The sequence below is a fragment of the Acinetobacter higginsii genome (assembly GCF_000369845.1).
GTDB lineage: Bacteria > Pseudomonadota > Gammaproteobacteria > Pseudomonadales > Moraxellaceae > Acinetobacter > Acinetobacter higginsii.
Genome location: NZ_KB850214.1, coordinates 146,192 through 165,428, shown reverse-complemented (window position 1 = coordinate 165,428; position 19,237 = coordinate 146,192). Strand labels below are relative to the sequence as shown.

The 19,237-nt window shown below is 39.4% G+C and carries 21 protein-coding genes and 1 riboswitch; of the genes, 9 read left to right on the top strand and 12 right to left on the bottom strand.

Annotated elements, in window-relative coordinates:
• Positions 1 to 134: 134 nt before the first annotated feature.
• Entirely contained in the window at positions 135 to 617 is a 483-nt protein-coding gene (locus F885_RS11585; RefSeq protein ID WP_005315815.1) for a winged helix-turn-helix transcriptional regulator, read from the top strand.
• Between the two features lies 1 nt (position 618).
• Here the strand turns inward: F885_RS11585 and F885_RS11590 are convergent, their stop codons facing one another.
• A complete protein-coding gene (locus F885_RS11590) occupies positions 619 to 2,016 on the bottom strand; it encodes an aminotransferase-like domain-containing protein (protein ID WP_005315813.1) in 1,398 nt (465 codons plus the stop codon).
• 125 nt (positions 2,017 to 2,141) lie between these two features.
• On the opposite strand from F885_RS11590, the gene F885_RS11595 reads away from it, so the two are divergent.
• Positions 2,142 to 3,005: a DMT family transporter gene (locus F885_RS11595; protein WP_004807456.1), complete on the top strand. Its 864-nt coding sequence runs from the start codon at positions 2,142 to 2,144 to the stop codon at positions 3,003 to 3,005.
• An 8-nt stretch (positions 3,006 to 3,013) separates the two neighbouring features.
• Here F885_RS11595 and F885_RS11600 read toward each other — a convergent pair whose 3' ends face one another.
• The 4 genes from F885_RS11600 to tusD are packed head-to-tail and all read right to left on the bottom strand — an operon-like array spanning position 3,014 to position 4,411.
• Positions 3,014 to 3,325, bottom strand: coding sequence for a TusE/DsrC/DsvC family sulfur relay protein (locus F885_RS11600; RefSeq protein ID WP_004807454.1), 312 nt, complete (start codon positions 3,323 to 3,325; stop codon positions 3,014 to 3,016).
• Positions 3,326 to 3,363: 38 nt separating this feature from the next.
• Positions 3,364 to 3,639, bottom strand: coding sequence for a hypothetical protein (locus tag F885_RS11605; RefSeq protein ID WP_004807451.1), 276 nt, complete (start codon positions 3,637 to 3,639; stop codon positions 3,364 to 3,366).
• Positions 3,640 to 3,648: 9 nt separating this feature from the next.
• A complete protein-coding gene (locus tag F885_RS11610; RefSeq protein WP_004807449.1) occupies positions 3,649 to 3,999 on the bottom strand; it encodes a hypothetical protein in 351 nt (116 codons plus the stop codon).
• Positions 4,000 to 4,042: 43 nt separating this feature from the next.
• Positions 4,043 to 4,411 carry a sulfurtransferase complex subunit TusD gene (tusD, locus tag F885_RS11615; protein WP_005203370.1) on the bottom strand — a complete coding sequence of 123 codons (369 nt, stop codon included), beginning with the start codon at positions 4,409 to 4,411 and terminating at the stop codon, positions 4,043 to 4,045.
• Positions 4,412 to 4,478: 67 nt separating this feature from the next.
• On the opposite strand from tusD, the gene F885_RS11620 reads away from it, so the two are divergent.
• A complete protein-coding gene (locus tag F885_RS11620) occupies positions 4,479 to 5,486 on the top strand; it encodes an NAD-dependent epimerase/dehydratase family protein (RefSeq protein ID WP_005315793.1) in 1,008 nt (335 codons plus the stop codon).
• A gap of 115 nt (positions 5,487 to 5,601) precedes the next feature.
• On the top strand, positions 5,602 to 6,996 hold the full coding sequence (fumC, locus tag F885_RS11625; protein ID WP_005315790.1) for a class II fumarate hydratase: 1,395 nt from the start codon (positions 5,602 to 5,604) through the stop codon (positions 6,994 to 6,996).
• A gap of 78 nt (positions 6,997 to 7,074) precedes the next feature.
• Here fumC and F885_RS11630 read toward each other — a convergent pair whose 3' ends face one another.
• The gene (locus F885_RS11630) at positions 7,075 to 7,728 is read right to left on the bottom strand and encodes a hypothetical protein (RefSeq protein WP_225761827.1); all 654 of its coding nucleotides are present in this window, start codon (positions 7,726 to 7,728) and stop codon (positions 7,075 to 7,077) included.
• 512 nt (positions 7,729 to 8,240) lie between these two features.
• Between F885_RS11630 and F885_RS11635 the strand changes: the two genes are divergently transcribed.
• Together F885_RS11635 and F885_RS11640 are read left to right on the top strand one after the other, a co-directional pair.
• On the top strand, positions 8,241 to 8,732 hold the full coding sequence (locus F885_RS11635) for a hypothetical protein (protein ID WP_005315784.1): 492 nt from the start codon (positions 8,241 to 8,243) through the stop codon (positions 8,730 to 8,732).
• A gap of 136 nt (positions 8,733 to 8,868) precedes the next feature.
• Positions 8,869 to 8,958: riboswitch (glycine riboswitch) on the top strand.
• 179 nt (positions 8,959 to 9,137) lie between these two features.
• Positions 9,138 to 10,382: a D-amino acid dehydrogenase gene (locus F885_RS11640; protein ID WP_005315782.1), complete on the top strand. Its 1,245-nt coding sequence runs from the start codon at positions 9,138 to 9,140 to the stop codon at positions 10,380 to 10,382.
• A 47-nt stretch (positions 10,383 to 10,429) separates the two neighbouring features.
• On the opposite strand, the gene F885_RS11645 is transcribed toward F885_RS11640, so the two are convergent.
• Complete coding sequence (locus tag F885_RS11645) at positions 10,430 to 11,077, bottom strand: A1S_1983 family putative colistin resistance protein (protein WP_005315780.1); 648 nt, start codon at positions 11,075 to 11,077, stop codon at positions 10,430 to 10,432.
• A gap of 98 nt (positions 11,078 to 11,175) precedes the next feature.
• Between F885_RS11645 and ispF the strand changes: the two genes are divergently transcribed.
• A complete protein-coding gene (gene ispF, locus F885_RS11650; RefSeq protein ID WP_005315777.1) occupies positions 11,176 to 11,667 on the top strand; it encodes a 2-C-methyl-D-erythritol 2,4-cyclodiphosphate synthase in 492 nt (163 codons plus the stop codon).
• Here ispF and F885_RS11655 read toward each other — a convergent pair.
• From F885_RS11655 to glnL, 5 genes are all read right to left on the bottom strand, one after another.
• Positions 11,655 to 12,179: a protein tyrosine phosphatase family protein gene (locus tag F885_RS11655; protein ID WP_005188959.1), complete on the bottom strand. Its 525-nt coding sequence runs from the start codon at positions 12,177 to 12,179 to the stop codon at positions 11,655 to 11,657. The two genes, ispF and F885_RS11655, sit on opposite strands and share 13 nt — an antisense overlap.
• Before the next feature lie 145 nt (positions 12,180 to 12,324).
• On the bottom strand, positions 12,325 to 13,245 hold the full coding sequence (gene argF, locus F885_RS11660) for an ornithine carbamoyltransferase (protein WP_004807430.1): 921 nt from the start codon (positions 13,243 to 13,245) through the stop codon (positions 12,325 to 12,327).
• A gap of 111 nt (positions 13,246 to 13,356) precedes the next feature.
• The gene (locus F885_RS11665; protein ID WP_004807428.1) at positions 13,357 to 13,998 is read right to left on the bottom strand and encodes a TetR/AcrR family transcriptional regulator; all 642 of its coding nucleotides are present in this window, start codon (positions 13,996 to 13,998) and stop codon (positions 13,357 to 13,359) included.
• 144 nt (positions 13,999 to 14,142) lie between these two features.
• Entirely contained in the window at positions 14,143 to 15,636 is a 1,494-nt protein-coding gene (gene glnG, locus F885_RS11670; protein WP_005315772.1) for a nitrogen regulation protein NR(I), read from the bottom strand.
• Positions 15,623 to 16,732: a nitrogen regulation protein NR(II) gene (gene glnL / locus F885_RS11675; protein WP_004807423.1), complete on the bottom strand. Its 1,110-nt coding sequence runs from the start codon at positions 16,730 to 16,732 to the stop codon at positions 15,623 to 15,625. The genes glnG and glnL overlap by 14 nt, the downstream gene beginning before the upstream one ends.
• A gap of 328 nt (positions 16,733 to 17,060) precedes the next feature.
• On the opposite strand from glnL, the gene rimO reads away from it, so the two are divergent.
• Positions 17,061 to 18,404 carry a 30S ribosomal protein S12 methylthiotransferase RimO gene (gene rimO / locus F885_RS11680; protein ID WP_004807421.1) on the top strand — a complete coding sequence of 448 codons (1,344 nt, stop codon included), beginning with the start codon at positions 17,061 to 17,063 and terminating at the stop codon, positions 18,402 to 18,404.
• Positions 18,405 to 18,456: 52 nt separating this feature from the next.
• Positions 18,457 to 19,185: a UMP kinase gene (gene pyrH, locus F885_RS11685; RefSeq protein WP_004807419.1), complete on the top strand. Its 729-nt coding sequence runs from the start codon at positions 18,457 to 18,459 to the stop codon at positions 19,183 to 19,185.
• Positions 19,186 to 19,237 lie beyond the last annotated feature (52 nt).

Genomic DNA, 19,237 nt, shown 5'->3' with positions numbered 1-19,237 from the left:
CCAAGTGCCAATATTGCATCTGATGGATAAGGTAGTTTAGTGTATATTTTATATTGTTTAGGTTCTAAACATGACGGTTCAAGACATAGATGTCTTTTTAAATAAAACTTTAAAAAAATGATTAGGTGATAATAATGAAATGGGACGAAATTGGAGACCAGCCATGTTCAGTGGCGAGGACGCTTTCAGTATTGGGTGATCGCTGGACAATGCTCATCTTACGTAACGCATTTATGGGTATACGCCGTTTTGATGATTTTCAGCGTAGTTTAGGACTGACACGTCATGTCCTTTCAGAGCGTTTAAAGCGTTTGGTTGAGCATGGGATTTTGACTAAAGTGCCGTATGTTGATCGTCAAGAGCGTTTTGAATATCAATTGACAGACAAGGGTTTAGATCTCTATCCAATCATTCTCTCGATGGTGCAGTGGGCCGATAAATGGATGGATATGGGACTGGGCAAACCTGTTGAATTTACCCATAAAAGCTGTGGTCGGAAAATCAACCCCAAAGTGGTGTGTTCTGAGTGTGATGAACCGATTAAAGCCAAAGATGTTCGTGTCGCGGCTGGGCCTGGTTATTTCGCTTTTATCGAGCAAAAAAAGCAAAGTGCCTGAGTTATAAATTTTGTTGTTCTGTCTCTTGTTGAATGGCATGAGATAGAACCTCAAAAACTTTGGGTTGCAGTGATTGCGCTACATTAAAACGAATAAAGTTTTTGAAATTTTGGCTCTGGCTAAATGCATTTCCTGGCGCCAAAATCACGCCATTGTCTAAGCAGCGCTGTGCAATACGTGCTGTATCGAAGTGGTGTGGTAATTCACACCATACAAATATCCCAGCAGTGGGTTTAACCCAGATGTTGATTTCTAGTTTCTCAAGTTGTTTGATTGTTGCATCCATTGCTTTAGACAAACGGACCTTTAATTCTTCTAGATATTTACGATAATTTCCATCAGTTAATGCAGCATACAAAATTTCTGAAGATAAATTACTCCCTCCAAAGCAAGTCGCGATTTTGATATCAGTTAAATCTTCAATCCATTCTGTTTTGGTTGCAATGTATCCTGTACGGACTGAGCCAGATAAAGTTTTTGAAAAACTGCCGATGTGAATGACACGAGATAAGCCATCCAAAGCTGCGAGACGAGGGGCACTATGCAATTCTAAATCTGCAAAAATATCATCTTCAATGACAATCAAATTAGATTGCTCAACCAGTTTTAACACCTGATAAGCCGTTGATGCCGTTAACACAGCACCTGTTGGGTTATGAATGCCTGAGTTGGTAATGTAGAGGCGTGGATTGTAATTTTGAATCGCCTGTGAAAATGCTTCAAGATCTGGCCCAGTCGGCGTATAAGGCACACCGATGATTTGAATCTGATGAACTTTGAGTAGGGCATGAAAGTTGAAATAACAAGGATCATCAACCAGAACCACATCATTCGGCTTGAGAAAATAACGACAAATTAAATCGATTGCCTGCGTACCTGAATCTGTCAATAAGATCTGATTTGGACGCGCTTCAATGCCTTTGCTCAAGATTCTTCTTGAAAGTAATTCTCGTAAAGGTGCTAGGCCTAAAGGTGTTGAGTAATCAGTCAAAATGCTAGCAGGAGCTTTAGATACCTTGCGAATGGCTTTGCGGATATTCTCGTGTGGCATCCAGTCATCAGGTAACCAACCACATCCTGGTTTTAAAACATCTGGCTTTGCTTCTAATGCCTGTCTAGAAATCCAGAGTGGATCAATACTGCGATCAATCTTTGGATGGATTTCAGAGATAGACAAAGGTGCAAGTGGTCCTGCAACAAAAAAGCCCGATCCTGTTTTGGCTTCAATAATCCCTTGAGAGGCAAGACGTTCATAAGCTTCAACAATGGTTGAAACAGATAAATGCAGCAAGCCAGCTAAAGCGCGAACTGAAGGTAGACGTGAACCTGGCAGCAATGAACGGGTCTTGATTTGTTCCTGAATGTGCTGGATCACGAAATCAATTTTTGTACTTTTCATCTCGATCTATCTTTAAACTGTATGGGTTAGTAAGCCAATACAGTTATTTGAAATTGTACTGTACTGTGTATGGTGCTTAAACCATAGCACAGTTTAAATTCTTCATATAGATTTGGAGAATTTAAATGAAAACTTTCAGTAGTGGTTGGATGAATGGTCTGATCGGTGTGATTATTTTTGCCGGTTCACTACCAGCCACACGCGTTGCGGTTATGGATTTTAGCCCTACCTTTTTAACTGCTGCTCGTGCCGCAATCGCGGGGCTTCTTGGTTTGGCCTTGCTTTTATTATCACGTCAGCAATTACCAACACGAAAAGATTGGTTGCCATTATTTTATGTTGCGATTGGGGTTGTAGTTGGCTTTCCGTTATTTACAGCATTGGCACTTCAATATGTCAGTGCTGCGCACACCATTGTCTTTGTAGGCTTATTGCCTTTAGCGACTGCTATTTTTGGTGTGCTACGAGGTGGAGAAAGACCGAATTTCGTATTTTGGTTATTCGCAGTTTTAGGTGCTTCACTGGTTTTTGGGTATATGTTAGTCCAAACAGGGAGTTGGGCCTTTAACTATGGTGATATTTTCATGTTATTGGCAATTATATTCTGTGGTTTTGGTTATGCCGAAGGCGGAAAACTCTCTAAACATTTGGGAGGGTGGCAGGTGATTTGCTGGGCATTGATTATTACATTGCCGATCATGCTGCTCATTTCATATCTCTATATGCCTATGAGCTTTGATCAAATTTCAACATCGGCAAAACTTGGTCTGGCCTATGTGTCTTTATTTAGTATGCTAATTGGTTTTTTCTTTTGGTATAAGGGCTTGGCACAAGGTGGGATTGCAACTGTTGGGCAACTCCAGCTGTTGCAACCGATCTTTGGTTTGGCGATTGCCGCAGTCTTATTACATGAACAAGTAAGTCCTGCCATGTTTGGCGTCACGATTGCAGTAATTGCCTGTGTTGCTTGTGCCAAGAAATTTGCGTAAATAAAAAATTATAAACAATTTGCAGGTTTAGGTACGCCAGCTAAACGACTTAAATGTCGAGCGACTAAACCTGTATTAAATTTCTGCTGCAATGCTGCATTATCAATTTCAGGACTGACGGTTTTCATTAAAAACTTAATCAGCGGTCGTGTTGCAGGTGAATGTCCAAATTGCTGATAAAACTGGCGTACTGCATAAAGAATCTCAAAATGCCAGTCGGTTAACTGCAAATCTAAAGACTTCGCTAATTCTTGTGCAACGTCTTGATTCCAAATGGTGTAATCAACTAAATGGCCGTCTTGGTCTAACTCTAACTGCATAAAATAGCCTAACAAATTTAAAATGAATTGAAGATGTCTTATTTCAAAGAAACGCAACGTTTGAATTTTAGAGTCAAATCCGCAAATTGTGCATAATCGATTGCTTGAATCCGAGATTTAATTTCATCATCAAGTAAATTGTGCTCGTTTGTTAAACAATAAATGTTGTAATAAGTTGCTGTAATCGCGCTAGGTATTTGAATTGCTGCATTACCCATAATCACAATATAGTCATCAGATTGTGCCATTTTAATTAAATCCGACCAAATTTGATCAGCATTAGATTGCATGAGGAACAGTGTTGTTGCTTGCATGGAGTGGCCTTACCAGTACATTATATGATCAAATGATTGAATAAATTCAGGACAGAGATCAACAAATTCAATTTCCTGTTCTGTATTTTTAACAGCGTTAAGTTCTTGATTTTTTGACTCAATTAAAATTGGGGTTAAATCATAGAACTCAAAACTTTCAACCAAGTTAGATGCAATTTTAAACTCGTGTAAAAGTTGATCAAATTCTAATTTATTATCCAATAAGTTAATTGCTGCACATTTTAATAATACTTTGACAGAAATACCAAAGGTTGCTAAAACCATAGTAGCGGACAAGCTTTCATTGATTTGCAAACTTGTTAAGTTAGGTTGAGTTAGAATGACGAGTACAGATTTCACACAATTTACCTTTTCAAAGCAACACGCTAGTAAAGAACTTTAATTAAAATTGAATTAAACGAGAACAGCTTTGTACTGCGTCAGCAAGTTCTCCGAGACCCACAAGTTCAAAGCCATTGGCTAAGTTGTGATGTTGAAGTGAATGACGTTTTGCATTGTCCGCATCAGTGATACCCCGAGCAAGGGCAGCACTGACACAGACAGGGAGTCGGATGCCAAGCTTTTGCCATTCTTGTTTTAAGTTGCGTTGATCATCGGGAAACCACTGTAAGTCATTCGCAACCTGAACACCATCTTGGTAAAAGAAGACACGAACTTCTTCATCCTTATTTTGAAGCGCTTGAGCTAGACCAAAAGCATGCCAAGCCATAATCGACGTAGGAGATGAAGTAATTAGCAATAGTGTGCTCATGGAATATTCACTATGGTCATAATTGGCAAAAAAATGATGGACAGATATAAAGGAAGGTAAGTATACAATGATTTTGCTGACAGGTGGTTTAGGCTTTATTGGTTCACATATTGCTTTGAGCCTTTTGGCTCACGGGCAAGAAATCGTCATTGTGGATAATTTAGCCAATTCGACCTTACAAACTTTAGAACGTTTAGAATATATCTCAGGAATGTATATTCCATTTGCGAAACTTGATGTTCGAAATACACCAGCACTTAATAAAGTTTTTGAACAATATTCCATCGACACTGTGATTCATACTGCCAGTTTTAAATCATTAGAAGAATCTACTTTAAAACCTCTTGAATATTATAATGACAATGTTAGCAGCATTATGAGCCTGTTAAGAGCCATGCAACGCATGGGGGTGAGACAGTTAATCAATTTGTCCAGTCTGGCGGTTTATGGCCAATCAAGTACTGAACTTAAGGAAGAGACTGAATTTAATTATAAATATTCGAACCCTTATGTTCGATCTCAGCAAATGGTTGAAGATATTATTGCAGATACTTATCGTGTCGATCCCGAGTGGAGGATTGTAAATCTGCGGTTGTCCAATATTGTTGGTGCATTTGAGCATGGCGTATTAGGTGAGTTTGTCACTCAGTTGCCTAAGAATATCGTGCCATTAGCTTTACAAGTTGCGGCTATGCAGCGTGAATGTATTGAATTGCAGAATCAGGCCGCAACTACTGATGGAACTGTTGAGAGAAGCTTTCTGCATGTTTTAGATGCATGTGATGCCATTTTAATGACTCTAAATTGGTTAAGTACGCAGAACAACTGTATGGAGTCATTCAACATCGCACATTCACAACTGACCTCAATTCAAAACTTATTAAATGAAATTGAGAAAGTGACTCAGGCGAAAGTGCATGTTCAGCCCGCAGTATTTCAGCATGATGAGATTGCACAATTAGGTGCAATAATTGATAAGGCAGGGAAGATTCTTAACTGGTCACCAAAACGACCTTTAGCACAGATGATTGAAGATGAATGGCGCTTTTATCTGAATACCTTAAAAGGCAATTAGGATAATGATTCTTATTTACAATTATATCTGCTTTGATTAGGATAACGGCAACTAGCCAAAGCATCACTTTGCTTCAGCCCGTGAGAACTTTAACCAAATAGAGTAGAGGTTGTTTATGCAAATGCGAATTGAACACGACACAATGGGTGACATTGAGGTCCCGAATGAAGCCTTATGGGGTGCGCAAACGCAACGAAGTTTACAAAACTTTAAGATTGGTCAAGAACGCTTGCCACGTGCCATGATTCGAGCAATGGGTTTGGTGAAAAAAGCTGCTGCCATTACCAATGCTGAATTAAAACAACTTCCTGAAGATTTAAGCCAATATATCGTTGGTGCTGCTGAAGAAGTAATTGCTGGACAATGGGATGCACAATTTCCATTGGTGGTTTGGCAAACTGGTTCAGGTACGCAAAGCAATATGAACTGTAATGAAGTGATTGCCAATATTGCCAATCAGAAATTAGGTCAAGTATTGGGTGCACAAAAACCAGTTCATCCGAATGATCATGTCAATCGCGCACAATCAACCAATGACTCATTCCCAACTGCAATCCATGTGGCTGCAAGTATTCAAATTAATGAATTACTCATTCCAGCCGTTGCGAAGCTAAAAGATACATTACAGCGTAAGTCAGAAGAATTTGATGATATTGTCAAAATTGGCCGTACCCATTTACAAGATGCGACACCTTTGACTTTGGGCCAAGAATTTAGTGGTTATGTTTCACAATTAGAGCATGGCTTGAAGCGTTTACAGCAAGCACTGTCTGGTTTATATGAATTGCCTTTGGGTGGGACAGCGGTTGGTACTGGATTAAATGCACATCCAGATTATGCGGTTAAAGCAGCGGAGCAATTAGCTGAATTAACAGGTCTGCCATTCGTGACTGCACCGAATAAATTTGAAGCATTGGCTGGTCGGGATGCTGCTGTGTTTACATCAGGCGCATTAAAAACACTTGCTGCAAGCTTAAATAAAATTGCCAACGATATTCGTTGGTTGGCAAGTGGTCCACGCTGTGGATTCGGTGAAATACGTATTCCGGAAAATGAACCTGGTTCAAGCATCATGCCAGGTAAAGTTAATCCGACTCAAAGTGAGGCGATGACCATGGTGGTTGCTCAAGTTTTAGGGAATGACACCACAATTAATGTAGCAGGTGCTTCTGGTAACTTTGAGCTCAATGTATTTATGCCTGTGATTGCATATAACTTACTGCAATCGATTCAGTTGTTGGGTGATGCTTGCAATAGCTTTAACGATCATTGTGCGGTAGGCATTGAGCCAAATCGTGAGAAAATTGATTACTTCTTGCATAACTCATTGATGTTGGTCACTGCATTGAATCCTGTGATTGGCTATGAAAACTCTGCCAAAGTTGCGAAAACGGCTTATAAGGAAAATAAAACCTTAAAGCAAGTCGCGGTTGAACTTGGTTTAGTGACTGCTGAACAATTTGATGAGGTGGTGAAACCTGAAAATATGGTTTCTCCAAATAGTAAGTAAGCTTGATTCGTGAATAAAAAATCCCTCTGTAATAGAGGGATTTCTTTATAAAATAGAGGTATCAAGTACTATAGTTGGTCAGGATCTATGATGTGTACAAATAAGGAAATCCAAGTACTGATACCAGCGACTAAATGCTTTAAAGACTTGTTTTATGGATTGAGTTGCAATTTCACTTTCATATGTTGAGAAGGTTAGCTGATCTATGATTTTTTCTTCAGCTCCAATGGTATGACCTGTTTCTTTATGATAATGGATGTCTCCACAATAACTTAACTGGTAATTAGAATGTTGGGTGATATCTCTCAATTTTGAAAAGATGATATGACCTGTAATCTCGATTGCTTCGATAATTGCAAGTCGAATATTGGCTGGTTGGTTGTGAACTAAATGGACTAACTCGAAAAAAAGGATTTGGTTTTCTTCATTTTCTTTTGACCATAATTTTTTTAAAGTTGTCGTAAATTTTTCAGGAAGATCATAGCTTAGTTTTTCTAAATCATGCGCATACCAAATCCAATGTTCGGCATCTTCTGCTGCATGTATGTTTACGAGATTTTCCAATTCATTTGTTGGCGCTTTAAATGGCAATACATATTTATTAAAGTCACCAAAATTCATAACGAAATGGGCGATAAAAGGTAGAAATACAAGTTTATTTTTTAATAAAATGGATGTGCTGTCTAATGTATCTAATAGTTTTGATTTATCTAAGACTATACGTTCAGACATTATCAATTCTTTGATCTTAATCACTTTGATTAACTCCTACAAAGCCTATTCAGAACGGACATAAGGTAATCAGTAAATGATGTCCGTTGTTTTAAAGCCTATTGAATTAATAGATATTTCACATGTTTTTTAATCTTCAAAAAGCTGTGAAATGAGTAATTTTGAACTGACCTGCATGGTCAGTTCTATTATTCCAAAGGTAGAGAACGGATAGCAAACTTTTATGTATCTGCTACACGATGATGATGTAAATAATTATTCTCCATGATGTGTTAGGCAGTTGATTAAGGTCAAAGATCTCTCTTTGACTATGTTTTACGCTTGAGATTCTGATTTTGTAGGGGCTACTTAATATGTAGAGGAAAGTCTTTGCGAAACTAACATTGAATAAATTGTCATAATTGTTAGAATGATCAACTTCTTCTGTTTTTTATCTTTTTTGTTTTGCCAACACTGCGCAGAGCTGAAATTAAGTTTATATAAAACAGTATTTTACCTTAGGATTTTTTTTGATGCTCTCTATCTATTTAACAGATACCCAAACCAACATCCAATTTTCTGATCTTCCGAATGAAAATCCTGTTAAGTTTCTGTTGAATTTAAAGAAAATCTTTCCTAGCACTGCAGATTTATTATTGCCCGTCCTACCTGAGGACAGTAATTTAGACAATGTGACATGGGAAGCAACATCAAAAGACTTTGAGACATTTAAAAAATTATTGGAAGGTTGGGGAATTATAGAGCTGCGTTTAAGTGCGATCACCACCTATAAAGACAAAAATTTTGCTAACGAACTGGTAAAAAAAGCGCAAGTTAGACGTAAGCAAATTACCCAAAGTCAGCCGCAATTATCACTCATTGCTTTGGATTATGTGTTGATGCATGAAATTCATGCGCTGATTGATGCAGAGTTGGTGATGATTGGTGAAAAGTTTTATTTACCAACGTTACGCGAACTCTGGAAAGGTCAGTTCTCAGAACAAATTTTGCAATGTAAATTTTAATATTTGAAAGCAGACTCAAAGTCTGCTTTTTTATTGCTTAAGTAACTTGAAATAGAACACTTCTTCGCCTACAAACAATTACAAGAATTTAGTGTCGGTATTTTTAGGCGGCATATATATTGCTTATAAGGATATAAATATTATTGCGGGAGAGAAGTTCTTCAATGAACTCGCCGAAGGAGCAACGACCCCGGAAACTCTCAGGCAGAAGGACTGTAATAATAGAAATACAATCTGGAGAGCAGTGCTCAACTTGTAGAAATTAACAATATTTTTCTTCTATGATAAACACTCACCGAAGGGGAAGGCTCAATGATTAATTGGTAATCATCTGCCGAAACTCTCAGGTACCATGACAGATGGGGCTATGCATTAAGAAATGTTATGCATTTCTAGGAGTTTGCTATGCCACATGTTGTTGTCATTGGTGCGGGGATTACGGGTGTAACGTCTGCTTATGAATTAAATAAATTAGGCTATGAGGTGACGGTGATTGATCGTCATCTCTTTCCAGCCATGGAGACGTCTTTTGCCAATGGCGGGCAGTTGTCTGCCTGTAACGCCGAGGTTTGGAATCAAAAGGCAACCGTACTTAAAGGTATTAAATGGATGAGTAAAAAGGATGCACCTTTATTGCTCAATCCATCCTTTAGTGCACATAAATATCGCTGGTTGATTGAGTTCTTAACGCATATTAAAAATTATAAAGCCAATACCATTGAGACCGTACGTTTGGCACTTTTGGCGAGACAACGCTTGTTTGAGATTGCAGAAAAAGAAAGTATCTCGTTTGATTTGGAAAAGCGCGGCATTTTACATATGTATCACACCAAGGAAGACTATGAGATTGCCAAAAAGGTCAATGATGTGTTGGTTGAAGGAAAACTTGAACGAAATGCGATTACACCTGACGAAATGAGAGCCATTGAACCTACGCTAACAGGTGATTATTTTGGGGGATATTACACGGCTGGGGATGCAACAGGAGATATTCATAAATTCTCTGTTGGCTTGGCTGAAAAAACTCAGCAAAATGGTGTGAAATATTGTTTTGGCTTAGATGTTGTTGATGTCAAATTTACTCAAGACAAAGTAGTTGTTCACTGCAAAAACAGTTCCGAGAATGTTAATCCAAGCTCGGATGGAATCACTGAAATTATTGCCGATTTGGTTTTGGTCTGTGGTGGTGTAGGAAGTTACCAATTAGCCGATATGCTCGGTGATAGTGTGAATGTTTATCCTGTCAAAGGCTATTCAATTACAGTGCAGCTGAAAGATGAGCGTAGTGTAAAAAATGCGCCGTGGGTGAGCTTACTTGATGAAAGTGCCAAGATTGTGACCTCTCGCCTCGGTGCTGATCGTTTACGTATTGCAGGTACCGCTGAGTTTAATGGATATAACCGAGATATTCGCGCTGATCGTATCCAGCCTTTAATTAATTGGGTTAACCAAAACTTTGATATTTCGACTGAGCATGTTGTGCCATGGGCAGGTTTGCGTCCAATGATGCCGAATATGCTGCCTGTGGTAAAACAGGGTAAGCAACCACGAGTGTTTTATAACACTGGACATGGACATTTGGGCTGGACTTTATCTGCGGCAACAGCGGTATTGATTAGCCAAGAAATTGCAGAAAAATTCCCAAACTGAAGCAAAAAAGCCGATGTGAAAACATCGGCTTTTAAATGTTAAGACCACTAATCGTACAGGCGGTAGATCCCTGTAAATCTGCCGCAATCTTTCTGCGTAGATTTAATAATCAATAAGGCTTTTTGAAAATCAAACTGATACTGGCATTTTTTTTCATTATCAATTATTTGGCCTTTTTGTTCAGGCGTACTATATGCCAATAAAGACAAGGTTTGAGTTTCTAGACGATTATTGGGATTGCGGTATGCAGTGCCTTCTATTTTGAGTTTATCCTTATCCAACTGATGGATCTGTAAATGCACCGGTTGAGCTGCTAGTTTACCGTGTTCATATTTCAAATAATGCTGTGTCAAGGTTTGGTTCATTGAGGTATAAAAATTCAAATCATCCAAACGTGCATCAAATTGCTGCTGATAACAGCTTTTGCTTTTGCACTGCTGTACTTGATTCAGCCACAAGGTTTGGGTGTCATGTAATAACTGTAATGGAGCATCGGTCACCAAATAAGCGGTTAAAAACTTGGCATTGAGCTTCAGACGCTGCTCTTTATATTGCTTAGCGCAGATTTTTTGCGCTTCCAAATCCTTGCTCGTACAGTCAATTGATTCCGCATAGGCAAATGTTGAGCAAAAACAACTCAATGTGATGATGTAGCCAGATTTCTTTAATTGATTTCTTACAGTGTTAAACAGCATAATCACTTATACTTTCAGTCTAATTTGCTCAACGTACTATAGCGAAATAGAAAGCCTGAATACAAGATTTGTTCGGTATATTGTAAAAGGAAAATCATATGGTTGCTCAAATTCGGATTGGACAAGGTATGGATGTACATGCGTTCGAAGAAGGTGATTTTGTTACTTTGGCGGGTGTTCAAATTCCACATACGCATGGTTTAAAGGCACATTCGGATGGGGATGTGGTATTACATGCCCTGAGTGATGCCTTGTTGGGCGCGTTGGCACTCGGTGATATTGGTCAGCATTTTCCAGATACAGACCCTGAATATAAAGGTGCAGATAGTCGCTTGTTACTCAAACATGTTTATCAATTGATTTTGGATCGTGGCTATCAGCTGAATAATGCAGACATCACGGTTGCTTGCGAACGTCCTAAATTAGCGAAGTATAATCTAGAGATGCGCCAAAGCATTGCAGATGTGTTAGATGTTGATGTGACTCAAATCAGTATTAAAGCCACAACAACTGAGAAATTGGGATTTACTGGTCGCCAAGAAGGGATCTTGGCAACGGCAACGGTGTTAATTTCGCATCAAGCAAAGTGATTGCTGTTAATTAATGATTGTTCTAGTTCTTGTGTTGCTTTACGGCCTTGCAGTTGTAAAGTAATGCTATGAATTAAGCCTGTCCAAGTTTCGTTCGGTTCCCAAATTTGGTGTAAAAGTTCTTGGGCGGTGGGCAGGTCGATATTCATATAGAATTGGCGATAAAGATACATCAGACTACTGACACGCATATTGTCGTCGCAATGTAACCAAATGATCTCGTTTTGCACCAGATGATCAATGAGATCCAAAACAAAAAGACATTGTTCAGAGCAGGGCACATCCCAGCCGATTGGAATATGAATGTAGTTTAAACCCAAGTCTAAACAAATTTGATCTTGCTCAGATAGATGGTTATCTGATTTGCTGGTCGCAAGATTAATGACAGTACTGCAACCATATTCTTTGATCTGTTGCAGTTGCTCAGCAGTCGGTTGAGCAGAGCTAAACAGATGTTCATGCACCAAAGAAAAGCTTGGTATTTGAGATAGGGCTTGTTCAAGTGAAGTCATAACGTCCGCTGTGTATTGAGTGAAGTTCTCATATCATGAGAAACTTAATCTAATGGGCTTGTCTTACTATAAGTGTTTTTATTTCAGTGTTCAATTTAGAACGCACAAATAAAAACAGCATCGAATGATGCTGTTTTTTTTAAACTTAGTCTTTTTTCAGATTCTCATTCAGTAAGAATTCCATCAACGCTTTTTGTGCATGCAAACGGTTTTCTGCTTCATCCCAAACCACAGCATTTTTGTGGTCTAACATGTGTTCAGAAATTTCTTCACCACGGTGCGCAGGTAAGCAATGCATGAATAAGCAATCAGGGTGTGCCAAGTCCATAAGTTTTTCATTGACTTGGAAATCTGAGAATGCTTTTTCACGTAACTTCTGTTCTTCTTCCTGACCCATGCTAGCCCAGACATCAGTCACGATGAGATCTGCATTGACAGCTGCATCTTCAGCTTTATTAAAGACTTCTACGCAATCAGCAAACTCGGTGAGGAATCTTGCTTGTGGCTCATAACCTTCAGGCGATGCGATTTTAAGCTTAAAGCCCATCATATGTGCCGCTTCAATATATGAGTTACACATATTGTTGCCATCACCAATCCACGCTACGGTTTTACCTTCAATGCTGCCACGGTGTTCTTGGAAGGTTTGCAAATCAGCAAGTAACTGGCAAGGGTGGTGATCATCCGTCAGACCATTAATGACAGGTACGGTCGAGTAAGATGCAAAACGCTCTACAATATCGTGACCGAAAGTACGGATCATCACGATATCCAGCATGCTCGAAATGACACGAGCAGAATCTTCAATCGGTTCACCACGCCCTAATTGCGTGTCGCGTGGTGAAAGAAAAATTGCGTTACCACCAAATTGGCAAATACCTGCTTCAAAAGAAATACGCGTACGTGTGCTCGATTTCTCGAAAATCATTCCCAAAACTTTACCAGCAAAAGGTTGATAGACCGTATTGCTATGTTGCATGCGTTTAAGTTCTTGTGCGCGATCTAAAATACGCTGCAATTCTAAAGAGGATAGGTCTCGTAAAGTAAGAAAATGCCGAAGCGCCATATTTGCTCCCCCAATAATTATTGAATAAAAACAATAATTAAGTGATGATTAATGGGTGTAGAAAAAAAGGAATTGAATACTATACTATACGCGCAAAAAAAAGCAAAAGAATTAGACCTTTTGGTGGGCTTTTAAAAACAAATCTACAGCATAGTTAATATAATCAATGGTTTCTGCATCATCGGCTGGTACGTCTAAACCCATTAAGTTGCGCCACTCGACATCGCGTAAAATGCCAAAATACATGGTCGAAGAGAATTTGGGTTTCGTACAATAAATCTCGCCGCTGTTATGGGCATACTCTAGTGCAAAAGCAATAGTATTTTGAATATTGAGTGCACATTGATCATAGAAATAATGAGCGAGCTGTGCATCTTTTTGAGTTTGCTCTGTAAACATCCGCATGAAAGCGATATTTTCAGGTTGAATAATGTGGTGATAAAAACGTTGAAGGGTTTGTGTGAGGTAGCTTCTTAAATCAGGTTTTTCGGGTGTATAAGGAAAACAAACACCTTTAAAGAAAACTTCTCTTCGATAATCACAAATGGCAGTAAATAGGCCTTCTTTATTGCCAAAGTATTTATAGATAGATGTTTTTGAGCCACCAGCATGATTGACGATATCATCCAAAGAGACTGCCTCATAACCTTTTTCTAGGAATAAATCGGTTGCGCACAATAATAGTGCGAGACGACGTTCTTCTCCGCGGCGAGTTTGAGGTTTAGCACAGCTTGGATAGCAAATATCAGACATTATCTACTTTGGGGTGGTTGGGTTGATTCTAGTATAACAAAAACCATATCCATTGTATGGTTATGGAATTGATGAGTGTTTCAAAATTTCTCAATCCAAATGAAAAAGCGAGTAACCTGTACTCGCTTTTTCATCGTCTTTTAATTATGCGGAACGAATTTCTTCGTCGTCATCGTCATCGCTGGAATCCATGCCTAACTCTTTGAGTTTACGGGTAAGGGTATTACGTCCCCAACCTAAAAGCTCAGCGGCATGGCGTTTACGGCCACGTGTTTGTTGTAGTGCGGCATTAATCAACGTGCGTTCAAACATCGGTGTGGCGATGTCTAAGAGTTTCATTTCACCATTTTTAAGCTTTTGGATTGCCCATTGTGCCAATAATTCATCCCAATGATGAACGGCAATGCGTTCAACCAAAGCAGGGCTGGTATTGGATGCAGCTTGAGCATCATTGTTTTTATGCATAGAGGCTTGTTTAAGCTCAGCAGGTAGATCTTCTGGATAGACTTCACGACCCGTAATCATAACAGTTAACCAGCGACAAGTATTTTCCAACTGGCGCACATTACCTGGCCAAGGCAGTTGTTGCATATAATCCGTAGTTTCTGTACGTAAAATTTTAGGACTGACTCCAAGCTCTTTGCCCGCACGTGCCAAGAAGTGTTGCGCTAACATTGGAATGTCTTCGCTACGATGAGACAGCTTTGGAATATGAATACGAATGACGTTTAGACGATGATATAAGTCTTCACGGAAACGTCCTTCATTCACCAGTTTTTCCAAATCTTGGTGGGTTGCAGCCACGATACGTACATCCACCTTAACTGGGATATGACCACCGACGCGGTAGAACTCTCCATCTGCTAAAACTCGAAGCAAACGTGTTTGCGTTTCAAACGGCATGTCGCCGATTTCATCAAGAAATAAAGTACCACCATTGGCTTGTTCAAAACGACCTTGATGCTGTGTGTTTGCACCTGTAAATGCGCCTTTTTCATGACCAAATAACTCGGTTTCAATCAAGTCTTTTGGAATGGCCGCCATGTTTAGTGCGATAAAAGGTTTAGCGCGACGAGGTGAGTGTTTATGCAGTGCATGGGCAACCAACTCTTTACCTGTACCAGACTCACCATTAATCAATACGGTAATGTGGGATTGTGATAAGCGACCAATTGCACGGAATACTTCCTGCATTGCAGGTGATTCACCAATAATTTCGGTCGATTGCAAAGGTGAAGCGGTTTTGGTTGCTTCTTGTTGTTGCAATTTATTGATATGCAAAATCGCACGATTAACCAAAGTCAATGCTTCATCTATATCGAAGGGTTTCGGTAAATACTCAAAAGCACCAGTTTGATAACTCGACACAGCTGACTCTAAATCAGAGTGTGCTGTCATGATGATGACAGGTAGATCTGGATGCGTATTTTTAACTTTAGATAAGAAGGTTAAACCATCAATCCCTGGCATACGGATATCGGTTAAAATCACATCGGGTGCATCATCATGTAGACGCTCAAGTGCAGTTTGTGCCTCTTCAAAGTTGGTGACATCAAAACCCTCTTCTTTAAAGGTTTTTTCCAGTACCCAGCGCATGGCACGATCGTCATCTATTACCCAAATTTTATTTCGTGACATGGTTTAACTCCCAAGGTAGATATAGGCTAAATACGGTTTTTCCTGGAACTGATTGACACTCAATCATTCCGTTATGTTGATGCATAATATTTTGAGCAATACTGAGACCAAGCCCAGTACCTTTGGCACGACCAGTGACTAGCGGATAGAAAACGGACTCCAAGATACTTTCAGGAACACCAGGGCCATTGTCTTCAATGTCAATGCGAACCGTTGAGCGATTCAGCACACCATTAATGGTGACAAGGCGTTGTATTCGGGTTCTTAAAACCAGCTCTGGTTCTGAGTCGGTAAAAAAATCTTTATTTTCGGTCATGGCCTGTACGGCATTGACACTGATATTGAGCATGACCTGAATCAGTTGGTCTCGATCGGCCATGACATCAGGCAAGGACAAGTCATAGTCGCGTGTGATCTTAATTTTTTTCTTGGTTTGATTTGCAATAAGTGAGCGAACGCGCTCTAAAGGTTCATGTACATTGACATGTTCATAACTTGGTAATTGACGTGAACCGAGCATGGTGTCCGCAAGATTGGTCAAACGATCAACTTCACTAATAATAATGTCGGTAAATTCACGATAGTTATCATCACCAAGACTACGGGCAAGTAGTTGTGTTGCGCCACGAATACCTGCTAGCGGATTTTTAATTTCATGTGCTACGCCGCGAACTAACTGTCGAGCCACTTGATGTTGTTGAACGAGGTTTTCTTCTTTCGAAATTTTCAACATACGGTCAATCGGATTGAGTTCAATTAACAGGAGTGGATGATAGCTTTTGCCTGCATTGAGTTGTGATGCAGTGTAATCGACATGAATCGGTTTAAAATTCACATTGATCACGGCTTCACGACGGGTATAGTGTTGCCCACTTTCTAAAGTGTTTAATAATGCTTCATGTGTATTAAATGAATCATCATGCGCATGCAGTAAATTTAATACAGGTTGACCCGATGCGCGGAGCAAACTGATATCAAATAATGCTTCGCAAGCAGAATTTAAATAAAAAATATTAAGCTTACTATCGACCAATAAAATGGCAGTGCTCAGATTATCTACTAAGAGTCGATAGTCGATAGTGTTCTGTTGATCCATTTGTGAATCATCCTGTTTTAAAATGGCGCAATAAATATAAATTTTAATGAATAGCCATTAACTTCTAAAATGTACTTTATGCAAAATACAAGCCAACTTTGTATTAACTAAATTTCAATCACTTAAATCTGAAAGAATCGATTTATACGGTATTTTTCACATACATCTGCTTATTTCAATATTTTATTATGTTCCAAATTGGTGCGTTGTTGAATTTTGTTTAAAAATTTGGTCGTATTTTGGTGCATTACACAAAGAGATGGCTTTGCAGCTATGCGGAAGCAAAGAAAAGTCATACAATACGCCGATTCAAGTGGAGCGCAGATTCATGAAGACCCCCAAAGTCGGTTTTGTATCTTTAGGTTGTCCTAAGGCATTGGTAGATTCTGAACGAATTTTAACTCAGTTAAAGACTGAAGGTTATCAGGTTGCATCAGATTATGACGGTGCGGATTTGGTTGTTGTTAACACCTGTGGTTTTATTGAATCTGCAGTGCAAGAGTCTTTAGATGCCATTGGCGAAGCCATGAGCGAAAACGGTCGAGTGATTGTCACCGGTTGTTTAGGTAAAGACGAAGACAAAATTCGCCAAATGCACCCAAATGTGCTTAAAGTAACAGGTGCGGCAGCTTATCAAGATGTAATGGAAGCAGTGCATGAGTATGTGCCAGCTCCTCCAAAGCACAATCCATTTATTGATTTGGTTCCTGAGCAAGGTGTTCGTTTAACACCGAAGCATTATGCTTATTTAAAAATCTCGGAAGGTTGTAATCACCGTTGTACATTCTGCATTATCCCAAGCATGCGTGGCGACCTCGTGTCTCGTCCTGTAGGGAAAGTGTTGGATGAAGCAGCTGCACTTAAACGCGCTGGTGTAAAAGAAGTCCTTGTGATTTCTCAAGATACGTCTGCATATGGTGTCGATACCAAGTACAAGCTAGATTTTTGGAATGGTCAGCCAGTAAAAACCAAATTCTATGACATGTGTGAAGCGCTTGGTCAGCTTGGGATTTGGGTTCGTTTGCATTACGTTTACCCATATCCGCATGTAGATGCTGCCATTGATTTGATGGCACAAGGTAAAATTCTGCCTTATTTAGATATTCCTTTTCAGCATGCCAGTCCGCGCATCTTAAAATTGATGAAGCGACCAGCCCATAGTGAAAATACTTTAGAACGTCTTAAATTGTGGCGTGAAAAATGCCCTGAATTGGTGATTCGTTCAACTTTTGTTGTTGGTTTCCCTGGTGAAACTGAAGACGATTTCCAAATGTTGTTGGAGTGGCTGAAAGAAGCTCAGCTCGATCGCGTTGGTTGTTTTACCTATTCACCAGTTGAAGGTGCGACAGCAAATGATCTACCTGATCATGTGCCAGAAGAAATTAAACAAAATCGCTATGAGCGTTTTATGGAAGTCCAGCAAGAGATTTCTGCTGCAAAACTGCAAAAACGTATTGGTCAAACTATGACTGTATTGGTGGATGGTCTAGAAGACGAATTCCCAGTTGCTGTGGCACGCTCATATGCGGATGCACCAGAAATTGATGGCAATGTTTTTGTTGAAGATATTGATAAGAGTGTGATTAAAGCTGGCGATTTGCTAGAAGTCGAGATTACCGATGCAGATGAATATGATTTGTATGCAAAGTTAATTCAGATTAAATCTGCTTGATGTTGAATTAAATTTAAGAAAGTTTTGAGATTGGTCGGTTTGGAGTATAGGTATGTCAGCTTCTAAAAATCCACGTTATGCACGAATTTTGCTAAAGCTTTCGGGTGAAGCTTTAGCTGGTAATAAAGATATGGGTATTGATGCCCAAGTATTAGATCAAATGTCACTTTCAATCGCTCACTTGGTTGGTTTAGGTGTTCAGGTTGGTATTGTTGTTGGTGGTGGTAATTTATACCGTGGTAGCCAATTACAGAAAGACGGCTTGGTTGGTCGTGTTACTGGTGACCAGATGGGCATGTTGGCAACTGTGATGAACGGTTTGGCACTGCGCGATGCATTGGTACGCCGCAATATCAAAACACGTCTTATGTCTGCATTGTCGATTGGTACCGTGGTGGAACCATATTCAAGCCGTGATGCGATTCGTCATTTAAGCCAAAATGAAGTATGCGTATTTGTTGCTGGTACAGGTAATCCATTCTTTACTACGGATACAGCTGCTTGCTTGCGCGGTATCGAGATTGAAGCAAACTTGATCTTGAAAGCAACTAAGGTTGATGGTGTTTATAACAAAGATCCAAGTAAATACGATGATGCGGTTAAATATGATCATTTAACTTTTGATCAGGTTCTTGATGAGAAGCTTGGTGTAATGGATCTTACGGCAATTTGTTTATGCCGTGACCATAATGTGCCATTGCAAGTTTTTGATATGAACAAATCTGGTGCATTGCTTTCTGTTGTAATGGGCGAAAAAGAGGGTACTCACGTAACGAACTAATGTACGTGAGCTATAAAGCTCTTTATACTAATGTCTAAATATTTTGTAATAC